The sequence below is a fragment of the Thalassotalea profundi genome, assembly GCF_014653195.1.
Taxonomy (GTDB): Bacteria; Pseudomonadota; Gammaproteobacteria; order Enterobacterales; family Alteromonadaceae; genus Thalassotalea_B; species Thalassotalea_B profundi.
The window spans coordinates 105,215-131,098 of the sequence record NZ_BNAH01000006.1; the positions used below are offsets into that span (position 1 = coordinate 105,215).

Sequence of the window (25,884 nt, forward strand, 5' to 3'; positions counted from 1 at the left end):
CACTTCACTACTTAAAATTATGCCAACCGTGAGTGATCACAGTCATTTCACTTAGGCGACTATCAGCGCTTAAATATATATATTGATTATCGAGTTTATATATAGGAAAAGCTTGTGAAATAGGCAAAGTGGTGTCATTCAACGTCATTAATATTGCATTGCCTTGCTCATCTATTTCAACTAAAGCATCAATTGGTACAGCAAAAACATAGTCATCTACTGTAGTATTAATCGTAATTTGAGCTAGTTGGCCTGCAATTAAACGGTACTCTTTAGTAACGTCAGGTAAAAGTATTTCAATATTAAATAATTGAGTTTCGGCATCGGCACTTGCAGGAATTTTAGAAATAACCCCATTAACGTTACCTGCATTATTCAAACGAACATTTACCGGCTGCTTTAATGTAACCAAGGCTATTTCAGCTTCAGTAAGTGCGACCTTGATTATCCAATTATTTTCTAATGACGCAATAGAAAGCGCTATCTGCGACGGGGATTCTAATTTCCCCACTTCTGTATACCGTTTAAGCACTTGTCCTGAAAAAGGAGCCATTATTTGCGCCTTTTCTAAATTATAAAATGCGCTACGGTACGCTGCTCTAGTCGTTTCAACCTCAGTTTGAGCTAAATCAAGTGCTTGAGCTGAACTTAAATCCTGAGCGATGAGTTCAGATATCCGGCCTACATTACGTTTAGCATTTAATAATGAAGCATATTTAGCATTTTTATCTGCTGTTAGTTCGGTTGTTTCTAATGCCGCAAGAATATCGCCAGCTTCAAAGTATTCACCTTCATCGACATTTAGTATTTTTAAGTATCCTGTTGCTTTAAATGATAAGTCGAGCGTTCGTTTAAAGTCTAATTTACCTGTTTTGCTAATCGCTTGCTGAAATGGAGTCGCAGTGATCTTTTGTGACTCATAGCTTTGCGCCATGATCGACAATGAAATAAAACTTAAAAATAAAACAAAAAATACACGCATCATGGAAAATTACTTTGCTCTTCAATAACTAATAATTATCAACAGTAAAGGTTACTTTAGGCTGATTATCAAAAAAAGTACACCTTTTTCCCTGTTTATAACGGCCAGTTTATCAAACAGTTTAATGTTTAATTATAGTTACATTTGAAAAACTCGCACTAAGCCATGATGCATGGCTAGACAACTATCAATGAAAACTATAATATTGCCGCGCTTAACATCTTCCACCCTTAGCTCAGCTGGATAGAGCGTACCCCTCCGGAGGGTAAGGTCGCAGGTTCGACTCCTGCAGGGTGGGCCATTTTATTTTAAATATCCTTGAATACTTAAAACTTAGAATATTGATTATAATAATTTAATTAAATCTTAAAAAATAAGCCCTTATTACTCATGCTACCATAAGCTACTCAAATTGATGCTTATTCGCAATCACCTGAGATAAGTAGTTTCCCTTGTGCTTGTTTAGGCGTTGTTTCATACTTATCTTTAAAACATTTTGAAAAATGTGGCAAAGTTGTAAAGCCGCAAGATATCGCTATATTCGAAATACTATCACCTGACTTTAACATCTCAAAAGCACATTGTAATCTATACTCTCGGATAACATCTTTGGGCTTTTGTGATAAATAAAGTTCTGATTTTCTTCTTAAAGTTCTTTCATCCATCGCTAATAATTCTGAAAGTTTTTTTACATTAAACTCGGGATCTGGAAAATGTATTTTTAAAAAAACTTTCGTGCGTTGAATAAAGCTATTTTGAATATCATCATTTAATTGATTTACTTGTAAATATTTGGCAGCTGATGCCGTGATTTTATTTCTTTTGTCTGTTAAAGAATCTAATAAATTTGCTATTTTTAACTTTAATATTTCTCCGCTAAAAGGCTTGTTTACATAATCTGTAGCCCCTACCTGTAAGCCTTTCTTTTGACTTGATATATCACTTTTCGCGGTAAGCAAAATGATTGGGATTTTACTATAAGACTTATCGCTGCATCTTATAAATTCACATAACTCAAATCCTCCCATTAATGGCATCATTACATCTGATAAAATAATATCTGGTTGAAAGGCTTCAATTTGTTCAACGGCTTCTTGGCCATTGTATAAACTCAATACTTTATAGTTTGGAGCTAATAACTGAGTAAGGAATTGATTAATTTCAAGATTATCTTCAACAATAAGCAGTTTTTTACCACTCGAATTTAGTATGTAATCTGTTTTAGCGTTCTCACCAGCATCATCTTCAACTAATGCTTGATCAAGATTAAAAATTAAATCAATTGGCAGTGAAACAATAAACTGAATCAGGTTAGGTTGGCTGTTATCTAATGTTAACGTGCCCTGATGAGATTCAACCAACTCTCTACTTAGTGATAAGCCAATGCCTTGGCCTTCAATTTTCTGGTGCTGCTCTAATCGGTAAAATTTTTTAAAAATTGATTCACAATCTTTTGCTGGAATATTACTTCCAACATTAGTGACTTTAATAACACAATTAAGGTTTTCTACCGTACAAATCACCTTGATTATACTTGAATTATCTGCATATTTTATTGCGTTTGAAATAAGGTTATTAAGAATTGTCTCTAATGCTTGATCTTCAATAATTAGTTCTGCATTGGTTTTGCAATCAAGTATAATTGTCTGTTGTCTTTCTGATGCGACGCCTGATAAATTATTAATGACTTGTTGACAAGTATTTGCCAACAATATAATTGACTTTTTGGTTGTTGTTTTTTCATTATTAGTGAGCGATAGTAACTGCTCAAAAAGATGAAATAAGCGCTGGCCATTATGCTTTATATTGTTAATTTTTTTACTAATTTCACCAGTTAACTCTCTATTGGATATGGTCTCTAACGAGTTAAAAATTAGTGTTAATGGTGTTTTCAATTCATGAGATATATTTTCAATAAAGTGCTGTTTTTCTTTAAGTAGCTCTTCAACTTCATTTTTACCTTTTAGAATTTCTACTGTCTTCAAATTAACTTCTTTTTTGAGTTGATTTTTGCGTTTTTTATGTTTGTTTTGGCGCGCTAATATAAAAAGGAAAATACCTGCAATAATAATAAAGACATACAAAAAGAGGGCAACCCAAGAGTAATAAAATGGCGGTGTAATAGTTAATGTCAACGCTTTAGGGTTATTGGACCAAATACCCTCGTTATTACTTGAATCAATTTCAATTTTATATTTACCAAAACCTAACTTCCTAAATGTTAAATCCTTGTACTTAGGATTAATACTGGACCAATAGCCGTTATCCACTCTATAGCGATATTGATTTTTTTCTGGCTGAGTAAATTCATTATTTGCCACAGAAAGTGAAAAGGGGTTTTCATCATAATTAAGTGTTAATTTATCAGCGTAGCCTATCCACTGATTCAAACCATGGTGTAAATCAGGGGTAACAAATTCTCCTTTTATCTTCAATTGACTAAAAAATGTATTCTGAGGGCGGTGTGAGTTAGATTCCATAGGTTTGTTTGGATTGAAGCTTATCACGCCATTGAGCCCTCCAAAATATATGGTGCCGTCCTCGGCTTGAAACGCACTTTCTGAATCAAACTCTATATCCGATAAGGGCGCAGAAAAATCATAATTCTTAATTATAGGTTTACATTGATAGTTAATTGCCGCCGATTTTCGGTGGCAGGGGATCATACGATCAAGCCCGCCGGCTGAACTAATCCAAAGACGCCCCAATTTATCTTCAAAAATAGCATAAATAACATTGCTTGATAGGCCATCATTCGTTGTATAGTGTTGGAAACTTTCACCATCATTTTTTAACAAATTAATACCACCGCCCCATGTTCCAACCCAAACGTCTTGTTGACTATCAACATTAACGGCAAATATTAAATCATTTGACAGACTATCCGGATTGTTGGGTATATGATGGTAATTTTTCCACCTGTGGCTAATTGTATTAAATTTGTATAACCCGCGCGCATATGTGTATTTTTCTAATTCTTTACTTTTAATAAAATGAGTACCTACCCATAGATTGTTTTTATTATCTAAACTTAATGCCCTGACCATTGGCGAAGTATCATTTTTATCAACAGGAGAATAATTGGTGAATTTTCGTGTTTTTTTAGAGAAAGATGCAATACCTCTTCCATGACCAATCCATAAGTTATCATCATTTCCTTCTTGTAAACTGAAAATATGATCTAGCATTTTTCCTTGTTTAAAGTGTTGCCAGTTTTGTTTATCCTTATTGAATAAATTAAGCCCCCCTCCCTCAGTTCCTGCCCAAATATTTCCCTGCTTATCTTCTAGCAAAGCTCTAGTATGAATATTGGATATTGAATCACTAATATCTTTATTATAAGTAAAATAATCCCATACTTTAGTTTTACTGTTAAAACGGCTAATACCTTTGTCTTGACTCCCTAGCCAAAGCTGAGATTGAGAATCATATAAAATGGCCCTAGTTAATTGACTTTTAGGCCCAAAAGCAGATTTAGGATCAAATTGGTAGACATTAAATGTAGGTCTATTAAAGCTAATTCTAGCAATACCTTTTTGGGTTATCGCCCATAAATTTCCCGAAGTATCACTAATAAGTTTATCTATTAGTCCAGCACCACCATTTTGAAGCTTGATATTACTTCCAAGAAGTTCCATTTTATCGTTATCGTAGTCGTAGGTAACTAATGACCCAGTTACTGCAATCAATAGTCTACCATCTATTTTTTGTATACCTTCAGCATGATTTTTATCATAACCAGAGAATTCTTTAGGTTGAAAATAACGTATCAAGTTGTTATCAGAGGACATATGGTAGATACCATTCTTAGCTGTTACCCAATAACTAAGGTCTTTTTCAATAAACATATCGAATAACCTCTTCGGGTTCGTACTGATAGTAAAAATTTCCTCAGTTTCATATGTTTTATTATTAATTTTGTACATTGACTTAGCTGTAAGTACCCAGCTTGTATTTTTTGAAACACTAATTTTGAGTATTTCTTTTTGCTTTAACATATCCGACTCTAAGGTAATAAATTGTCGTTGTTCGGCGTGCCAAAGATAAATTCCTTGGCTTGTGACCAGCGCTATTTGATCATCTGAAAAATAAGTAATTTGATTGAACATGAGCACTTCATCAGATTTTTGTCTGGAAAGAGGAATGGGAGTAAGTTCTTGGCGAGTGGTATCATAAGTAAAGACACCAGAATTAGTTGTTAACCATATAGTGCCTTTTTTATCGACAAAAATCTGATTTCCCGTTAACTCTGTTAAATTATTTTTCTCATCTTTTATCGAAATTTTTGAAAATATCCATTTCTGCTTGTCTAGCCGGAATATTCCATTCACAACATTAAAAAACCAGATCCCTTTGTCATTATCTTCAAAAATGCGGGCAACATTTAAAGGTTTTACTTTAGTATCATTTAATTTAACTTCTAACTCGTTGAATTGACCACCTAAATACCAATTTATCTTGGTTTCTGTTCCCACCCAGAGAATTCCATCACTATCTTGAAATATAGTGTTTACATTTGAGTTACTTAATCCATTTTTTTTACCAAGATGATCAACAGAAACAGCTAGAGAATAGAACGAGTTAAAGAAAAAGTAACATAAAAGCCCGAAATAAGTGGTTAGCAAGTAATTATTTTTCATTATTTTAGATGGCATTATCAATAGCTTTTAACATTAATATTATTAATTCCTTTTTGTCGTATTTCAGACAGTACCCGTAAAACCAGTCCTAAATCAAATTGTTTTAGCCAATGAAAGCCTAATTAGACCGTTTCAGATAAAAGAATGACCGATTCAGATAAGCACATAATTCTCTTACTCCCTATTATATGCCTCTCACATTTGGGCGTTCATCAATCTATGGTCAAAGGTATATATCAAATTTATGAAATATTTATCTTCTTTAAGTCTTTTTCTAATATTTTTCACTGCAAAAATATTTGCTGCTGATGTCCTTGTTTCTACTTTGGAAGATAGTCCAGATCCCGCGCCACGTGGTGGCGAAATAAATTATGCTATTACCGTTGGTAATAATGCCGCAGATGCGGCGGCTGATGTCGAATTAACCTTTCCACTTCCCGCAACTACTAGTTTTGTTTCCGTCGATAATGGTAGTTGTACCCACGATGGCGGTGCACCTGGTAGTGTAAATTGTGACTTTGGCAATCTGGCTGGGCTAGCAGAGATTGATTTAAATATTATTATAAAAACCAGTGAAACTACACCAGCTTCAATTGCTGTAGAAGCTACTGCAACAACCTCTTCTACAGACACAAATGCATTGAATGATAGATCTACTCAGAATACAACGATTGAGGATGGTGCCGATCTAAACCTGACAATGAGTGATAGTATTGACCCTGTAACCGCGGGTGGAGAATTTAGCTATACATTAATTGTAAATAATGCAGGCCCTAATGACTCGGGCGCTCTTAAAGTTGAAAATACTTTACCTACAGGTGTTAATTACCTTTCAGCCAATGGCGGTGGATGGAGTTGCAGCAATAGCGGTCAAGTAGTCACTTGTACACGTAGCGCTTTAGCTAATAATAGTAATGCACCCGCAATTACGATTAATACGAAAGTTGTGGGAGCGATTTCAGGTACAGTTACTAATAGCGCGATAGTATCAGCTACAGGCATTGTTAAAGATCCAAATACTAACAATAATACTCAAACTGAAAATACCACAATTAACCCAGGCACGGATTTAAGTATTACAAAAACGGTTGACGCCCCCGTTATAGCTAACACAAATGCCACTTTTACATTAAAGCCAAGAAATAATGGTCCATATTTAGCTAATACGGTTGAAGTTATTGATACATTACCTGCCGATTTTATCATGGTAAGTGCAACAGGAGCTGGCTGGGTTTGTAATACCGATGGCGCTAACCCAGAAACTATTACTTGTGGCCGTTCTACGTATGCTGTTGGTGCAACGGATAATATTCAAATCCAAACATCGGTACCCGCAACAGGTGTTAATGTGGTGAATTCGGTAGCCATATCAACGACAGATACCGACTCTATTGCCAGTAATAATACAGATTCAGTCACTTTTGATATTGTGCCAGATGGTGCTGATTTAGAAATAAGTAAAACCAAAGGTCCTAATCCAGTGGCTTTAGGGTCAAACATGACCAGCAGTATTAGGGTTAAAAATAATGGCCCTAAAGCAACCTCAGGCATAGTTACTGTGATTGATACATTGCATGATGATGAAGAGTATGTGTCTTTTTCGGGCACTAATTGGAGTTGTAATAGTGATAACGCCAGCCCTGAAGTGGTTACATGTGAATTTTCTAACCAGCTAAGTAATGGTGCTTCTTCAGATTATTTGTATATTGTCACTAAAGCAAATGCCGCTGGTACCCTGACCAATAATGCCTGTGCTCATGATATAGGCGGAGAACCTGATAGTGTTATACCTAACCACTGTACAGGTGCTGGCGTTGAAAGTACTACTGACACAGCAGACTTATCTATAGTTAAAGCGGTAAGTACAGTAGGTGGTACTGTAAATGTATTAGAAACAAACGAAAACCAAGTTACTTATACACTAACAGTTACACATGTTGCTGGAGATATCCTTAATGGTAATGACAATGACGCAGTTGTAGTTACCGATGATATTCCCGCTTATTTAACCAATGTTATTGGCGCCACCCCATCCAATACGGGCATTGCGGTTAGTGATGACCATAATAAATTTGACTGCGCTACTACCGGTGGAGTAGTGCGTTGTGAGTTAAAAAATGGCGAAACTATGTCTCAAGGTGATGTCTCTATTTTTACTATTATAGTAGACAGACCATTAGACGACGGTTCCTTTACCAATACAGCGGAAGTAGATTCGGCAGTATTGGGCGATCCAAATCAAACGAACAATAGCGATAGTGTTGCATTAACGGTTAACCCTATTGCCGACGTAGAAATGGTGAGTTTAGGGCTCACTCCAAGCACAGCTGAAGCAGGAACGGATGTTACCAAGGTACTCACCTTTAGAAATAATGGTCCATCCGCGGCTGAAGATGTTGAGGTTACTCATACTTTTAATCCCAATGGGCATTTCTATGATTTAATTTCAGCAACTACCACTCAAGGTAATTGTGCGGCATTAGTTGGAAATGTATTAACGTGTACGATTGGCACGTTAACCCGTAACGAGAGTCATTCTATCACTTTAAAAGTGCGTCCCCGTTGGGAAAGTGGCAATCCAGAATGGGTATTAACAAATACATCTGCAATTACCACCACAACAATAGAGAGCGATTTAAGTAATAATAGCAAGAGTGAAGACTTAAGCGTTGTATCATCCGAATTAGATTTATTAATTAATACTACTGATATTGAAGATCCTATTAGCTGGAACCCTAGCTTTGGTGCATTTCCTGCCACTACAGACAATATAGTTCGTTATAAAATGGAGATCACTAATCGCGGCCCATCAGTTGCAACTGATGTTTATTTTGATGCTGTGTTGGAGCCGCAAGCAGGAAAACAATTCACTTTTTTATGTGATGGCATTACAGATGCAAGTGGCGGTAGTTGTACTTCAGCTGATGTGATTTGTAGTAATGTGGGTAACTCGGTAATAGGTGCTAATACCATGACAATGCGCTGCGAATTACCTTCAGGCACAGAGTTAGAGGTTAACGATACTTATACTCGTTATTTATTCTTTCGTGCAGATACGGCACCTGATCCAACGGGTGATACATTAAGCATTACACCAACCGTAGCCTCTAATGAGTTCGATACTTATACGCCTAATAACTCGGAAGGTGAAAGTACATCTTTACGTATTGCATTGGATTTAGCCGTTGATATAACCCCTTCTAAAACATCCGTTACCATATATGAACCATTTAATTGGACCATGATAGTTACCAACAATGGTCCAGGGAACAGCGCTAATTCAGAATTAACCAATAACTTGCCTGCAGGTATGGAGTTAACTGGGCCACCAGTACCTAGCCAAGGCGTTTGTACAGGGATAAATACAGAAACAAGTTTTGATTGTGATTTTGGCACTATTAATAATGGTAATGTTGCAAGTGTGCAATTGCCAGTACGCTTCATTACTTATCCAACAGGCGGAACTAGCAGTAATACAGCTACTATTACTACTGCCGGTTTTGACTCTGATAGCAGTAATAACAGCGATACGGAAATAGTAACGGTGACACAATCATCTATTGCTGGTCAGATTTATATTGATTTAAATGACGATGGTATTGTTGCTGGTAACGAAGATGGCATCGCAGGCGTTACTCTCAACCTAAGCGGAATAGATTTGTATGGTAATAGCGTTAATATTACTAAAACTACAGATATTGACGGTCAGTACTTATTTGACGAACTTATACCTAGTAATGCGTCGGGGTATAGCATTACCGAAATACAACCTGCTGATTTTGATGATGGGTTAGAAAATGCAAACGGTAGTTTAGTCACGAATAGCCGTGCTACAGATACTATTAATGCGATAGTCTTAGTGGCGGATACCAACTTAGAAAATTATAACTTTGGTGAATTAGGACGGGCAAGTATTAGAGGCAGTGTTTGGCACGATGAAAACAATAACGGCGTAAAAGATGGCGCTGAAACAACAGGTATTGCGAATGTTACTGTCACATTAAGCGGCACGCTAAGTATTATTACTCAAACTGACATCAACGGAAATTATGAGTTTGATAACTTAATAGCAGGTACTTATGTTGTTACTGAAACCCATCCTGTTGTATGGACCGATGGCTCAGAACAATTAGGTAATGCTGGCGGTAATATCGCTAACGATGTCTTTTCTAATATTATATTAACGGCTGCACAACAAGGTAGTGGTTATAATTTTGGTGAACAAAGTGCCAAAGTTAGTGGCAAAGTCTATCGAGACACAAATGATGATGGTGTGGTCGATATAGGAGAAGTTGGTATAGCTGGGGTTAGGTTAACCCTAACAGGTAAAGACGGTAATGGTATTGTTATAAACCAAACAACAGTAACTGATGCTAATGGCGATTATCTGTTTTTAGTAGCTGCTTCCGACGGCACTGGCTACAGTATTAGAGAAACCCAGCCAAGTAAAGTTATAGATGGTAAAGATACTGTTGGTACTTTGGGAGGGACGCTCGCCAATGACCTCATATCGGGTATTGTGGTGGCCGCCAATAGCGTAGGGACAGGCTATAACTTTGGTGAAGGAGCAGACATTCCAGATGTTACACTACTTCAAGGGGTTGTATTTATTGATGCTAATGACGACGGTCAATTCAACGCAGGTGAGCAAGGTATAGCAGGGGTTGAATTACAACTGAGTGGCGAAACCTCCACCGGCCAAACAGTTAACCTAACTCAGTTAACCAATAGTCAAGGTGAATACTCATTTGACAATTTATCGGCTAGTAATGCCATGGGCTATCAGGTTACTGAGAAGCAACCAACTGATTTTGATGATGGTTTAGACAGTATTGGAGGCTCTATTATACCTAATAGCCGTAATAGCGATAGTTTAACGGGCTTAGTAGTTTTAGCTAATAAAGCCCTAATAAACAACAACTTTGGCGAATTATATAAAGGGCGGTTAAGCGGTTTTGTTTTTGTAGATAACAACAAAAATGGCCTTAAAGACAATAATGAAAGTGGTATCGCTAATGTAGAAATGGTATTAACAGGGATCAGTCAAAATGGTAAGCAAATTAACTTAACGCAACTAACTGACGCAAATGGCCAATACCTATTTACCCAATTACCACCTAGTAATAGTGCAGGTTATACCCTGACAGAAACTCACCCCGTTGACTATCTTGATGGTCAAGAAAGTATTGCTGGCGTGATTATCGCTAATAGTGAAGTTAGCGATACGATATCTGGTATTCAAATCACGTTAAATAGTGAACTTAAGCATTATGATTTTGCCGAATGGGCTATAGGGTCAATTTCAGGTGTTGTTTTTATTGATGCTAATGCAGATGGTGTTTATTTACCGACTTCAAAAGATGAAGCCGGTATAGCAAATGTTAGATTAACGCTAACTGGTACTGACAATTCAGGTGCATTAGTACAGCGCCATACAACGACTGATATTAATGGTCAGTATTTATTTGACCTATTACAACCAAGTGATGCAAACGGCTATCAAATTAATGAGGTTCAGCCTGTTAATTATGATGACGGTTTAGACAGTATTGCGGGTGTTGTTCTTGCTAATAGCCAAGGTTCGGATAGCTTAACGGGGTTGGTATTAAAAGACCAAGAGGCCTTAATAAACAACAACTTTGGCGAATTATATAAAGGGCGATTAAGCGGTTTTGTTTTTGTAGATAACAACAAAAATGGCCTTAAAGACAATAATGAAAATGGTATCGCTAATGTAGAAATGGTATTAGCAGGGATCAGTCAAAATGGTAAGCAAATTAACTTAACGCAACTAACTGACGCAAATGGCCAATACCTATTTACCCAATTACCACCTAGTAATAGTGCAGGTTATACCCTGACAGAAACTCACCCCGTTGACTATCTTGATGGTCAAGAAAGTATTGCTGGCGTGATCATCGCTAATAGTGCAGTTAGCGATACGATATCTGGTATTCAAATCACGTTAAATAGTGAACTTAAGCATTATGATTTTGCCGAATGGGCTATAGGGTCAATTTCAGGTGTTGTTTTTATTGATGCTAATGCAGATGGCCTTTACTCAAATGATGAGACGGGTATAGAGAATGTTAGTCTTACATTAACAGGTACAGACCATTTAGGTGCTGCCGTTACACGTACTATTACTACCGATAAAAATGGTCAATATTTATTTGACTTACTAGACCCGAGCGATACAAACGGATATCAAATTAGTGAAGTGCAACCAGCAGAATATCTGGATGGTGCAGAAAGCATTGGTCAGCAGATTATCGCCGATAGTTATAAAACCGATAAAATTATTGACGTACAACTTCCAGCAAACACCCAACTTGAAAACTATAATTTTGCCGAATTAGAGGGCGCCTCGCTACATGGTGAAGTTTGGGTTGATGAAAATGACAATGGTGAACGAGACGAAAGCGAAACATTAAGTATAGAAGGTGTCACAATTACCTTAACAGGCATTGAGTCATGGAAAGAAGATGCAACGGTTCAATATACTCAAATAACAGATATTAATGGTCAGTATAACTTCAGTGGATTACGCGCAGGCAACTATGTTATCAGTCAAACACAGCCAACAGCTTGGCATGACGGTCAAGATCACCTTGGTAGTCTTGATGGTATTTTAGCCAATGATCAATTCAGTAAAGTTGTGATTGCCGCGGGTGAAAATGGCATAGATTACAATTTTGGCGAACGAGGTAGTTCTTTGAGCGGGCGCGTGTTTAATGATCAAAATCGAGATGGTATCCGTACTGAGAACGAACCGGGAATCCCCAATGTTACTATTACGTTAGCAGGCACAGATATTAATGGTCAATCTGTAGAGCGAAGCGTACTAACTGGCGTTGATGGTAAGTACATGTTTAGCCACTTACCATTACCGAATAGTCAAGGGTACCTTGTAACTGAAACACAACCAAGTGAAATGGACGACGGTCTAGATAGTCTAGGCAGTCATGGTGGTGAATTAAGCAATGACTCGTTCAGCAAGATTATCTTTACCGATCATATTAGCCATCTTATCGATTATGACTTTGGTGAATTACTTAAAAATCCATCGAGTATTAGTGGTTTAGTATGGTTAGACAGTAACCATAATCGTGATGAAGATGAAGGCAATGGCCTTGAAGGCTGGACCGTTCAACTTATAGACACTCGAGATAATCCTAAAAATAATGAAGATATTACGCCTATTGCTGTTGTAAAAACTGACATTAATGGTCGTTATTTGTTTGAAGGACTATCACCAGGCATTTATGAAGTTCGCTTTATACATGAACAAAATGGCGCAATTTATGGCTATGGTGTTTCAGATGAACCAGGCGTTGACTTATCTTTTGGTACTATTCGTAACATCACTTTAGATGTTGGTGAAGATATCGAAGATCAAAATCTGCCTATCGATCCTTCAGGTGTTGTTTACGATAGTAAAACCCGTGAACCTGTTGCCGGCGCTACAGTTCGTTTCGAAGGGCCTGTTGGCTTTGATCCAGAACGTGATTTAGTAGGGGGGCTGGCCAATGTTGAACAAATCACAGGAAATGATGGTGTTTACCAATTTTTAATCTTTAATTCTGCACCTAAAGGAGTTTATACCCTTGTTGTAACTGAGCCAAATGGTTATTTACCGGGTGTCTCTAAAGTACTTCAGGTGTGTACAAATACGGTTGATATACTTGCTTCTCCAACTCCAGCACTGGTTCAACGACAAGATTCTCCTCCACCTTTGAGCGCAAGCGTTCAAGATCCTGAAAATTGTGGTACTACCTCGGCAGATTTTTCAGACGGAGACGAAGGCACACAATATTATTTAAGCTTTAATATTGATCCGCTACTACCCTCAGGCAATGTGATTAATAATCACATTCCGGTTGATCCTATCGACGATGAAATGCTTAGCGTAATTAAAACCACCAATGTGAAAAATGCTTCTCGCGGTGATTTTGTTCCTTATTCTATTGTGGTCACCAATAATCAAGAATTTAGTTTGAGCCAGTTAAATGTTATTGACCAATTACCTCCAGGCTTCAAATACGTTGTAGGCTCAGCGACTATTAATGGCATGAAAGTAGAGCCATTAATTAATGACCGTCAACTTATCTGGTCTGATTTAAATTTCGCAGCCAACCAACAATATGAAATTGATCTCATTACTATCATTGGTGCAGGAGTTGGTGAAGGCGAATATGTTAATCAGGCGTGGGGCGGATACCAAAACAGTCAATTAATTTTGACTAATATTGCTGATGCAACAGTACGTATTGTGCCAGACCCGTTGTTCGATTGTTCGGATGTCAGCGGAAAAGTATTTAACGATTTAAATGCTAATGGTTATCAAGATGCCGATGAATCCGGTCTACCAGCAGTACGTTTAGCAACAGCTAGAGGTTTGCTTGTTACTACAGATGAACATGGGCGATATCATATTGCTTGTGCAGGTGTTCCTAATGAAATGCGTGGTTCTAATTTTATTATTAAAATAGATGAACGTACCTTGCCATCAGGTTTTAGAGTCACAACTGAAAACCCAAGAGTTGTTCGTTTAACACGCGGTAAAATGGTAAAAGCCAACTTTGGCGCTACCATTCATCGTGTTGTCCGTATCCAAGTTAATGCAGATGCCTTCGAGGGGGATAACCTCAATGATAAATCTCAACAACAATTACAAACAGCAATGAAAGCCATGCGCCTTCAACCATCCGTTTTACGCTTAGCTTATGGCCAGCGTGATGAAGACATTGATGTCATTGAACGCCGTTTAGAATTGCTACGTGAAAACAGTGAGAAATTATGGCAGGAGTGTGAATGTAAGTATGAATTGATTTTTGAACAAGAGATTTATCAGGATGAAAGAAGTATGAAAGACGTTGTTAATGCAAGGGGGGCTGGTAATGAATAAATTAAAGGTTCGTCCGAGTTTACTCGCAAGCTCAATAGCACTTGCTATTTTCACTACATACCCTGTATTTGCTGATCAGTTTTGTGATGAATCAACCGTTTGTACTTCGCGAGATTTAGCAGGTCGTGTTAGTGAAAACAATAACTTAGTACTTGTTGAAACACAGGAAAACGCAGAGAGAAATTTAGCCACAGCTTCTTGGATATTTCTGGGATTACCTGATGTATCAAGTAAGCATCAGGATAACACTCTGGTTGAGACTAATACTTTAGAGGTAGAAAACTTACCCAAAATTAATTTTTCTTCAGGAAAACATACATTAGCCAAAGAATTAATTGTGATGATGGATAAAGCGATTGATGTTTTAAAAGATAAAAAAAATGTTCGATTATCATTTGTTGGTCATGCAGACAATCAAGCGTTAAGCGCTCGAGCCCTTAAAATTTATAAGGATAATGTTGATTTATCTAAATCGCGGGCTAGAGCTGTGTCTGAGTATTTTAAGAAAAAGCTACAATTATCGGATATCGCAATCACGATAGATGGTAAAGGCAGTGCTGAACCTTTAGCATCAAACCTAACAGCAGAAGGAATGGCTAAAAACCGACGTGTGGAATTACAAGCTTGGTTTGATGATGTTGTCGTACCAGAGCCATTGATGGCAATGGCCCGAAATAATATTTGTGACTTTAGTGGCGTTAAAGAACTGCCATTCGTGATCACAATTGACGGACAATTATTAAATGATGCTGATCAAAGTAGTGATGCTGATAATCAACGTTGTACTGATGTTGCATTAGATAATGCCGATATTAAATTGCAATACGATAATTTGTCGATAAAACCCGCATTAAATATTACCCCCGTACTTTCTGAAGTGAATGAAGATAGTAACGTTAATGAAAGCAATAAAAGCTGGCAAATCCAATGGCAAGGCTATAGTAATTATTTAGATTTTATTGATAAAGCTGAAATACGTCTGTTTAGTACTAAGCAATCTTCTCAAGCAGATCCTCATACTGTTATCCCTCTGAATACGCAACTTCAAGCGCAGTGGGCGCTCCCTGATACACCTGCAGCTGAGTATTATTATTTATTGAGAGTCTATGACAGCGCCGGAAATTTTGATGAAACGCAGCTAACAACAATCACGACAGGAGCGCCAATACGTCCAGAGTTACCGTTATCGCAAGCAACGTTGAGTGGTTATGGCGAGAGTCGACTGGTATTACAAAATATTCCTTTAAATGGTGGAACGTTAACGGTTAATGGTCAAAAAGTACCTACAGATCATCAGGTTTATTTTTTAGGGCAGCAAATACCTGTTAACGAACAAGGCGAGTTTGTAAACCAACAAATTATCCCCTCAGGGCAATTTAACGCTGAAGTTGCTGTGCTTGATGAGCAAGGAAATGGACAACTATTTCAACGTCATCTTGAATTAAAAAGTGATGATTGGTTTTATGTCGGTTTAGCCGATATTACCGTTGGCAAAAACTCTACTATTGGCGCCGCGGAGCTTGTCACTCAAAATGAAGCCTTTGATGATGATCTCTTTATTGATGGAAGGTTAGCGTTTTATGCAAAAGGTAAATGGCAGGATAAATACACCATTACCACCAGTATTGATTCTACTGAAGAACCTATCGAAGATTTACTTTCTAATTTTGATAAAAAAGATCCAGCAAGTTTATTACGAAGATTAGAGCAAGAAAATCATTATGCCGTTTATGGAGATGATTCAACGCTTGTTGATGATGCTCCTACACAAGGCCGATTTTACGCTAAGATAAATGATCATAAATCACATTTGATGTGGGGAAATTTTATTTCCGATATCAATGATACTGAATTTGCACGTATTGAACGTGGGCTTTACGGTGCTAATATTGATTGGAATAGCGAGAAATTAACAAACTTTGGAGAACGAACTACCCAGGTTGACTTATTCGCCGCTGAAGCTGGTACTAATGCTGCATATGAAGAATTTCGTGGTACCGGCGGTTCATTGTACTACTTAAGCAATCAGGATATTAGCCAAGGTTCTGAACGCTTATCCATTGAAATACGTGATAAAGACTCTGGTTTAATATTAAGTTCTCAGCCTTTAGTTGCTGGTGTTGATTACGACGTAAACGCTATTCAAGGCAGGGTATTATTAACTAGACCGTTATCATCTATTAGTCAAGATAATCAAACTATACGAACGGGAGGATTATCAGGTCATGCTGCATATTTAGTCGTTAACTATGAATATACACCAGGTTTTGATGAGCTTGACGAATTAGCGTTTGGTGGACGAGTAAGCCATTGGATTAATGATAGTTGGAAGATTGGCTTTAGCGGCAGCAAGCAAGACATGGGGCTTGAAGAGCATAAATTACAAGGGGTTGATTTAACCTATCGCTACTCAGCGCAAAGTTATATTAAATTAGAAGGTGCTCAAACACAGGGACAAGGTGTAGCAGGCACCAGTTCTAATAATGGTGGTTATTATTTTGATCAATTAACCACAGCGGTAACAACAGATGATAAAGCAAAAGCTTTACGGGTTGAATCCGCTTTTGTGTTTAAAGATTTAGGCATAAATAATAACGGTAGAGGTAATGTTTATTGGCAATATCGCGATGCTGATTTTTCAGGTGTTGGTCAGTTTAGTCAATATGAAACCGAGCAAGTTGGCGCTCAAATCAGCTTGCCTATGGGCAAAGATACAGAGGCTCTTCTAAAAGTAGACTCCCGTGAAGAAAAAGGTGGTATTGATAAACTCAGTGCTGAATTTAATCTAAACCATGCTTTGAATGAATACTGGGCAGTGAGTGCTGGTTTACGTGCTGAAGATAGTGAAGCGGCAACTGTGGCGCAACAACAGAATGTAGGGAAACGTACTGATTTAGCGGTGCAAGTTGACTATCAACATAACGAAAAGTGGGGATTACTCGCTTTTGTTCAAGGTACGTTAAATCATGATGATAGTAAATTGGCGAATAACCGCACGGGTATTGGCGGTAACTATCAAATAACCAAAAACATCAAACTAAATGGCGAAGTTTCTGATGGTAATCAAGGCTTTGGTGCCTTAATTGGTAGTGAATATCAGTATGATGATGCTAGTAATATTTATTTAAATTATGCATTAGACCCCGATCGCACAGATAACGGTTTAGGTGGACGTAATGGCCAATTAGTAAGTGGTGTTCGCCATCGTTATAGCGATACGATTAATGTTTATGGTGAAGAGCGTTATCAACATGGTGATAGCCGTGTTGGTTTAACACATGCCTACGGTATTGAGTATTTGCCAAGCGAACGTTGGTTATTGAGCCTTAGCTTAGAAAATGGTACGCAAGAAGAGCCAGGTCTGCCATCGTTAGAGCGAAATACGGTTGCAATAAATGTAAATTATGCGACAACAGACTTCAAATACGGTGGTGCGTTAGAGTTTCGTAATGATAAGCAAGAGCAAGATGAGCGAGACTCTTATTTAGTCAGAAATAATCTCTCTTATAAAGTAAACCCTGATTGGCGCGCACAACTTAGAATTGACATTGCAATCAGCGATTCTAACATTAAAGACAGCTTAAACAGTGACTATAGCGAAGCTTTATTAGGTTTTGCTTATCGCCCAGTTGATAACGATAAATTTAACGCTTTACTAACTTACAATTATTTATATGATTTGGCACCAGCTGAGCAATTTACTGCGAGCTATCAGCAAAATGATTACCAACAACGCAGCCATGTTGTAGCAGTTGATATTAATTATGATTTAAGTGCTCGTTGGACTATTGGTGCTAAACTTGCTCATCGTAAAGGTGAAATACGTGCAGGTAGAGAAGCCGGCGAATGGTTTGATAGCACCTCTAGCTTATATGTAGTGAAACTTGATTGGCATTTGATCAGACATTGGGATTTTCTTGTCGAAGGTCGTATGCTTGATGTTAGTGAAGCTGACGATAAACGTAGCGGTATGTTGATTGCTTTACATCGTCATATTGGTGAAAACTTTAAAATTGGCGTAGGTTATAACTTTACTGATTTTAGTGATGACTTAACTGACTTAAATTACGACTCAAAAGGTTGGTTTATTAATTTGGTAGGTAAATTTTAACATCTAACAGAGCAATAATTACCAATATTAGCGAATGTGAATTCACTACGTGAGTATGAATACATAACGTTTAGCTAAACAAGAGATTAACGTAAGTTAATCTCAGTTGCCTTAACATTACAAATATTTGTCGATTCTCTTTTTACTAATCGAGGGATATGTTTAAGAGTGCTACTTTGAGAAGCAACTTCTTGGCTATTAACTAAAGCTAAAGCCAAGCTTGTTGCTTGTTTAGCCATTACTTCAATCGGATAATTCAATGTGGTTAATTTTGGCCTTGAATAACGTGACAGTAATACATCATCAAAGCCTATCACTGAAATATCAGCAGGTACGCGATAGCCATTATCTTCTAGCGTTGAAATAGCGCCAATTGCCATTGCGTCGTTATAAACAAATATTGCGGAAAAAGGCTTACCTGATGCGAGTAAGTTCTGAGCTGCCACCTCTCCACCTTGCAAACTTGGTTCTGCGCAGGCTATGAGTTGTTCATCAAGTGGTATACCTGACGCATTAAGCTCATTAGTAAAGCCATTAAGCCTTAACTCAGGGTCATCAATTTGATATTTACTGGTAATACACGCCAAATTTTTATGACCTAAGGCAAGTAAATGTCGCGCCGCTATTTTCCCGCCCTCAAAGTTATCAAGCCAAATACAACGTTCAGCAATAGCAGCTACATAACGATCGATAATCACTAAACCTTTAATGCGTTGGCTTAACGCTATTAGTTGTTCATCACTTAATTTTTTACTATGGATAACCATTACATCACAACGACGTCCAACTAATAAATCAATCGCTTGCATCTCAGACTCTGCACTTAGTTGCCCAGTACTTAGTAATAGTTGCATGTTATGTTGACGGGAAATTTGCTCCACGCCATTTGCAAGTGAGGCAAAAAAGGGATCATTCAATTCAGGTATAACCACGCCTATAGTGGTATTTTTCTGGGTAACAAGTGCTCTGGCATTGGCATTGGGGGTATAGCCAAGTTCAGCCATAATTTTTTGCACTTTCTCTTTTGTTTTACTACTCACTTTAGGGCCATTGTTAGCGACTCTAGATACAGTAGCAACAGAAACTCCAGCAATGCGGGCGACATCTTTAATTGTTGACATAAGGTATACGTTTACACTTTTTAGTGTGATTTTAAGCTAGGTATTATTTAAGCAAAACAGTAGTTATATAGCAAGTTAATAAAATTCAACTTAAGGGTTGCACAATTAAGGGTAAACGTTTACATTTGATATTATCATACAATTAACCCAATTAAATAATATAGCCATGAAAGCAGTTTTTGATCCGAGCGAGCACCCACATAGACGATTTAATCCGCTACTAGATGAATGGGTTTTAGTCTCCCCTCATCGTGCAAAAAGACCATGGCAAGGGCAAATTGAAACAGAAGAAAGTGATAACAAACCAGCTTATGATCCAGAGTGCTTTCTCTGTGCGGGCAATACGCGGATTAATGGAGAAATCAATTCCAATTATACTGAAACCTATGTGTTTACCAACGATTTTGCTGCGTTAAAACAAGATACGCCCCACTATCAAAATGAAGACCCTTTATTTAAAGTGGCAACGGAACAAGGGGAAAGCAGAGTTATTTGTTTTTCACCAGACCACAGTAAATCATTACCCGAATTATCCGTAGAAGAAATTAGCCAAGTTGTTAATACCTGGCAAAGTCAATGCATTGAGTTAAGTAAAAATTATCAATGGGTACAGGTTTTTGAAAATAAAGGCAGTGTCATGGGCTGCTCTAACCCGCATCCACACGGACAAATTTGGGCACAACAACAGCTACCAACGTTAGTCAATAAAAAGCAAATTACGCAATCTGCCTATGCTGAAAAATATGGTACTAATCTACTTGGTGATTACGGAACAAAGGAACTTACTAATAAAGAACGTCTTGTTGTTGAAAATACTGACTGGCTAGTTGTCGTGCCTTATTGGGCTGCTTGGCCCTTTGAAACCTTAGTCCTACCAAAATTTACTGTCACAAGAATGACAGATTTAACCACAGCCCAGAAATTATCACTCGCCGATATTATCAAACAAATTACCATTAAATATGACAACCTCTTTAATTGTTCTTTTCCCTATTCAATGGGATGGCATGGTGCGCCTTATGATGGACAAGAACATAAAGAATGGACATTACATGCCAGTTTCTTTCCGCCCTTATTACGCTCAGCCACGGTACGAAAATTTATGGTGGGCTATGAAATGATGGCTGAGGCTCAGCGAGATCTCACCCCTGAACAAGCGGCTGAACGCTTAAGAAATCTGCCTTCTGTGCATTACAAGGAGAACAAGTAATGGACCAAAATAAACTAGTTATCACCTTGTTTGAACAGGAATTTAATGAAACGCCTGCCATTGTTTGTCATGCACCTGGTCGCGTTAATATTATTGGCGATCACACCGATTATAACGATGGTTTTGTTTTACCTGCAGCCATTAATTATGGCACCACGATCGCCGCTAAAAGGCGTGATGATCATCTGATAAAAGTGTATGCCCATGACTGTGAGCAACAAAGTGCCGTGTTTTCGTTAGATGAATTTGTCTTCAATGAAGATAAAATGTGGTGTAACTATGTGATAGGTTCTGTTCAAGCATTAATGAAACATTTTCCGGCAATTCGCGGAGCCAATTTAGCCGTTACAGGCAATGTGCCACAAGGCGCGGGATTAAGCTCTTCTGCAAGTTTTGAAGTTGCTATTTTAAAAGCGTTTACGGAGCTTTATGAATTGGATCTCAACGGCATTTTAGCAGCGAAATTAGGTCAAGCCGCGGAAAATGATTTTGTCGGTTGTAATTGCGGCATTATGGACCAGCTAATATCTGCAATGGGACAAGAAAAGCACGCAATGCTGCTCGACTGCCGACAACTAACGTTTGAAGATGCCCCTATTCCAGATAGCCTCTCTTTATTTATTGTTAATTCAAATGTAAAACGTGGTCTAGTAGACAGTGAATACAACCATAGACGCGAACAGTGTGAAGCGGTTGCTAGACATTTTAATAAAGACGCACTCAGAGATGTTTCAATAGAAATGTTAACGACAGCAAAACACGACTTACCTGAGATACTTTATAAACGTGCTCGCCATGTGATAACTGAAAATCAAAGAACGATTGAAGCCTTATCTGCACTAAAGTCCAATGATATTGAATTACTCAGTAAACTGATGAAAGCGTCACATGCTTCACTACGCGATGACTTTGAGGTATCGACAAAAGAAATAGATGGTTTAGTCGAGATTATTGATACAGAGCTTGGCTTAAATGGTGGTGTTCGCATGACTGGAGGTGGTTTTGGTGGCTGTGTTATCGCCTTAGTACCTAATGATATGGTTGACAAGCTTACGCAGGTTGTCAACGAAAAGTACCCACAGCAATATTCACTTCAACCTAATATATATATTTGCCATGCCACCCAAGGTGCATTCAGGTAAGACATTAAGGAGCATAACGATGAAAATATTAGTTACCGGTGGGGCAGGTTATATAGGCTCTCATACTGTGTTATCGCTTTTAGAAAATAGTTATCAAGTAGTCGTTTATGACAACTTATCAAATTCGAGTATAGAATCTATTGCCCGCGTTCAAGCCCTCACAAATAAAGAAGTCGACTTTATTGAGGGTGACATAAAAGATAAAGCAAAATTACGCCAAATATTTTCTGAGCATAAGATTGACGCAGTTATTCATTTTGCCGCATTAAAGGCAGTTGGCGAATCAATGCACAAGCCGTTGAGCTATTACCAAAGTAATATTCATGGCACCATCTGCTTACTTGAAGTTATGGAAGAATATAACGTAAATGAGTTTATTTTTAGCTCTTCTGCAACCGTTTATGGTGAAGAAAATAATGTTCCTTATGTTGAAACCATGTCTCTAGGAACACCCGCCAGTCCATACGGGGCAAGTAAAGTTATGATCGAACGTGTCTTGCAAGATCAAGCTTTTGCAAACAATAGCTTTCGAGGTGTGTCTTTACGATACTTTAATCCTATAGGTGCCCATGAAAGTGGGGAGATAGGTGAAGATCCAAAGGGCATCCCTAACAACTTACTTCCCTATGTAGCCCAAGTTGCGGTAGGAAAAAGAGAAAAGCTTAGCATCTTTGGAGGTGACTATCCTACAGCTGATGGTAGTTGCGAACGCGATTACTTACATGTGGTTGATTTAGCCAAAGGGCATGTGGCGGCGGTAAAGTGGCTAGAAAAAAATCAATCATTCAAAGGGATAGAAGCTTTTAATTTAGGTACAGGAGTTGCGGTTTCCGTTTTTTCCATTGTTAAGGCTTTTGAGTTGGCAAGTGCAGTGAATATACCTTTTGAAATTGCAGCACGTCGAGCAGGTGATTTGCCCGCTTTTTGGGCTAATGCAGATAAAGCGAGTGAAAAATTACAATGGCAGGCTGAAAAAACATTGGAAGAGATGATGATAGACACTTTTCGCTGGCAATCTAAATACCCAAATGGTTATGCACATGACTAACGCCAAAAACCTAACAACGCATGAAGTTAAAAGTATTGTTTTACACAATAGCTTTGGCATGAGTGTTGAAATAATTAATTATGGCGCCCGTATTAAATCCATTAAATTTCCAGTAAATGGACAACCAACAGAAATGGTTGTCGGCTATGATGACGCTGAAAATTATATAAATGAGCCTTTTTATTTAGGTGCAACTTGTGGTCGCGTTTGTAATCGCATTTCCAAAGGTAAATTTACGCTTAATAACATCGACTACCAATTACCTATTAACAGTGATGAAAACTGTTTACATGGTGGCATTGATAACTTTTCCATGCGTTATTGGCAAATAAACGAGCAACAACTTTCTGATTCGTCTGTGTGTTTACATTTAGTATCAGAAGATGGTGATCAAGGTTTTCCTGGAGAAGTTTCAGCGAGTGTTATTTATGAACTAACAGACGACAATAAGCTGAAAATTCACTATAACGCTAATACCACTAAAGCAACGCCAATAAACCTAACAAACCACGCATATTTTCATTTAGGTGAAGCGAGTTGCCAAACACTTTTGCTGCAAATCAACGCTAGTGCGTACTTACAAAGAAATGAAAATGCTATGCCAACGGGTGATTTTTTATCCGTTGCTAATACCGATTTTGACTTTAGAAGTTCGCAAGCAATTGGGCCAAGACAATTAGCAAGTAACAATCAAGAATTAAAAAGTCTTAATTGCTATGACCATTGCTATGTTTTAGACAGCACCGCGATTCAAGAGACAAAAGCAGAGTTAATATCCAAACAAAATAATGTGCGAATGCGGTTATATACCGACCAACCATCTCTGCAACTCTATAGCGCCTATTATTTAACTAAGCCTTTTTATCCATATCAGGGGGTATGTTTAGAGGCACAAAACTATACAGATGCCGTAAATATTTCGCATTTTCCAAACTGTGTATTACAACCCAATGAACAGTATAAAAAAAATATCATTTATGCATTCGAAAACACTCAATAAATATAACTAAAAAAGGTAAAAAGAAGTATGGATTTCACAAATAAGCTGAGTAATTTAGATAGTGGCGTTTTTATTGTCTATGTTATAGGTCTGTTATGTCTTGCTTTATGGATATCGAGAAGTGAGAAAAAAGAGGGGGCAAATACAGAGGACTATTTTCTCGCCAGTAAAGCCCTACCGTGGTGGGCAATTGGTGCATCGTTAATTGCTTCAAACATTTCCGCCGAACAAATTATTGGCATGTCAGGTTCTGGGTATGCGCTGGGGCTTGCCATAGCTTCTTACGAATGGATGGCGGCTATTACCTTAATTATTGTTGGTAAATATATGCTGCCCATATTTCTGAAAAATGAAATATTTACTATGCCGCAATATTTAGAGCAACGCTTTGATAATAAAGTAAAAACTACACTCGCTTTATTTTGGTTAGCGGTATATGTTTTTGTAAACTTAACCGCAGTGCTTTGGCTAGGAGGACTTGCCATTGAAACGGTTGCTGGTATCGACTGGATGTTTGGTATGATGTTTCTAGCTACATTTTCAGTGGCTTATTCATTATACGGCGGTTTAAAAGCGGTTGCATATACCGATATATTACAAGTCGTTTTATTAGTATTAGGCGGCTTATTGTTAAGTTACTTAGCGTTAGACGCGGTTTCAGATGGTCAAGGTGTTCTTGCCGGCTTTAGTGTATTAACCGAACAAATGCCAAGCCATTTCGATATGATTTTATCACCAGAAAATGAACATTACATGAGTTTACCTGGAATTTCTGTACTCATTGGCGGTATGTGGATCATGAACTTAAGTTACTGGGGATTCAATCAATATATTATTCAACGTGCACTTGCCGCGAAAGACTTAAAAGAAGCACAAAAAGGTATCGCTTTTGCTGCCTACCTGAAATTATTAATGCCTGTTATTGTCGTGCTCCCTGGTATTGCCGCCGTAATTTTACACCCTAATTTAACATCACCCGATCAAGCCTATCCATCAATGATGGCATTAATGCCAAGCGGTATCAAAGGCTTAGTATTTGCTGCCTTAGTTGCAGCTATTGTCTCTTCGTTAGCCTCAATGACCAATAGTATTTCGACTATCTTTACCATGGATATATACAGCCAATTAAAACCCAACAAGAGCCAAAAGCATTATGTATTCATTGGTCGTATTGCTGCTTTTGTTGCGCTATGTATCGCTTTATTTGTTGCAGAACCTCTTCTAGGCAAGTTTGATCAAGCATTTCAATACATACAAGAATTCACTGGATTTTTCACCCCTGGTATTGTGGTTATATTTGTGATGGGAATGTTTTGGAAACGAGCAACCTCTGCGGGTGCTTTATCAGCGGCACTAGGCTCGGCGGTATTTTCACTACTGCTTAAATTTTTATGGCCAGAACTCCCGTTTATGGACCGTGTCGGTATCGTATTCTTATTGTGTTTAGCCTTGTGTTATTTAGTTTCAATAATAGGTCAAGCTCCGAAGGAAGATAGTAGCGTTAGCTTAACTGAAGTAAGTTTTGACACTAGCAAGCCATTTAATATTGCAGCTATTGGGGTAATACTTATTTTAGCTGCACTTTATGCAACTTGGTGGTAATAAATACACCATTAAAAAGTCTTACAGATGAAGCTCAAGGATGAGCTTTCGTTTTCAGCTGAAGCTTAATCACTGTATACTGTTATAAAATGCATAATTGAATAAATCGACAAAGTCGTT

10 protein-coding genes and 1 tRNA gene are annotated in these 25,884 nt (G+C 37.8%); 8 read left to right on the plus strand and 3 right to left on the minus strand.

Annotation, left to right across the window (positions count from 1 at the left end; all coding sequences use genetic code 11):
- Nucleotides 1-7: 7 nt before the first annotated feature.
- On the minus strand, nucleotides 8-985 hold the full coding sequence (locus tag IE155_RS09050; RefSeq protein ID WP_189377927.1) for an efflux RND transporter periplasmic adaptor subunit: 978 nt from the start codon (nucleotides 983-985) through the stop codon (nucleotides 8-10).
- 221 nt (nucleotides 986-1,206) lie between these two features.
- Here IE155_RS09050 and IE155_RS09055 point away from each other — a divergent pair.
- Nucleotides 1,207-1,283: transfer RNA gene (locus tag IE155_RS09055), tRNA-Arg, on the plus strand.
- Nucleotides 1,284-1,401: 118 nt separating this feature from the next.
- Here the strand turns inward: IE155_RS09055 and IE155_RS09060 are convergent.
- Entirely contained in the window at nucleotides 1,402-5,637 is a 4,236-nt protein-coding gene (locus tag IE155_RS09060; RefSeq protein ID WP_189377928.1) for a hybrid sensor histidine kinase/response regulator transcription factor, read from the minus strand.
- 229 nt (nucleotides 5,638-5,866) lie between these two features.
- Between IE155_RS09060 and IE155_RS09065 the strand changes: the two genes are divergently transcribed.
- Both IE155_RS09065 and IE155_RS09070 read left to right on the plus strand, forming a co-directional pair.
- Nucleotides 5,867-14,530: an SdrD B-like domain-containing protein gene (locus tag IE155_RS09065; protein WP_189377929.1), complete on the plus strand. Its 8,664-nt coding sequence runs from the start codon at nucleotides 5,867-5,869 to the stop codon at nucleotides 14,528-14,530.
- Complete coding sequence (locus IE155_RS09070; protein WP_189377930.1) at nucleotides 14,523-18,641, plus strand: OmpA family protein; 4,119 nt, start codon at nucleotides 14,523-14,525, stop codon at nucleotides 18,639-18,641. Before IE155_RS09065 ends, IE155_RS09070 begins: the two co-directional genes overlap by 8 nt.
- 86 nt (nucleotides 18,642-18,727) lie before the next feature.
- Here IE155_RS09070 and IE155_RS09075 read toward each other — a convergent pair whose 3' ends face one another.
- Nucleotides 18,728-19,762 (minus strand): LacI family DNA-binding transcriptional regulator, encoded by a 1,035-nt coding sequence (locus IE155_RS09075; RefSeq protein ID WP_189377931.1) that lies wholly within the window; start codon nucleotides 19,760-19,762, stop codon nucleotides 18,728-18,730.
- A gap of 166 nt (nucleotides 19,763-19,928) precedes the next feature.
- On the opposite strand from IE155_RS09075, the gene IE155_RS09080 reads away from it, so the two are divergent.
- Genes IE155_RS09080 through IE155_RS09100 form a run of 5 tightly spaced genes read left to right on the plus strand, consistent with a single transcriptional unit; the run spans nucleotide 19,929 to nucleotide 25,764 of the window.
- Nucleotides 19,929-20,972, plus strand: a complete 1,044-nt coding sequence (locus tag IE155_RS09080) for a UDP-glucose--hexose-1-phosphate uridylyltransferase (RefSeq protein ID WP_189377932.1) — start codon at nucleotides 19,929-19,931, stop codon at nucleotides 20,970-20,972.
- Nucleotides 20,972-22,114 (plus strand): galactokinase, encoded by a 1,143-nt coding sequence (galK, locus tag IE155_RS09085; RefSeq protein ID WP_189377933.1) that lies wholly within the window; start codon nucleotides 20,972-20,974, stop codon nucleotides 22,112-22,114. Before IE155_RS09080 ends, galK begins: the two co-directional genes overlap by 1 nt.
- Nucleotides 22,115-22,133: 19 nt before the next feature.
- Nucleotides 22,134-23,162 carry a UDP-glucose 4-epimerase GalE gene (gene galE, locus IE155_RS09090; protein ID WP_189377934.1) on the plus strand — a complete coding sequence of 343 codons (1,029 nt, stop codon included), beginning with the start codon at nucleotides 22,134-22,136 and terminating at the stop codon, nucleotides 23,160-23,162.
- A complete protein-coding gene (locus tag IE155_RS09095; RefSeq protein WP_189377935.1) occupies nucleotides 23,155-24,162 on the plus strand; it encodes an aldose epimerase family protein in 1,008 nt (335 codons plus the stop codon). The genes galE and IE155_RS09095 overlap by 8 nt, the downstream gene beginning before the upstream one ends.
- 27 nt (nucleotides 24,163-24,189) lie before the next feature.
- The gene (locus tag IE155_RS09100; RefSeq protein ID WP_189377936.1) at nucleotides 24,190-25,764 is read left to right on the plus strand and encodes a sodium/sugar symporter; all 1,575 of its coding nucleotides are present in this window, start codon (nucleotides 24,190-24,192) and stop codon (nucleotides 25,762-25,764) included.
- The last annotated feature ends 120 nt before the right edge of the window (nucleotides 25,765-25,884 follow it).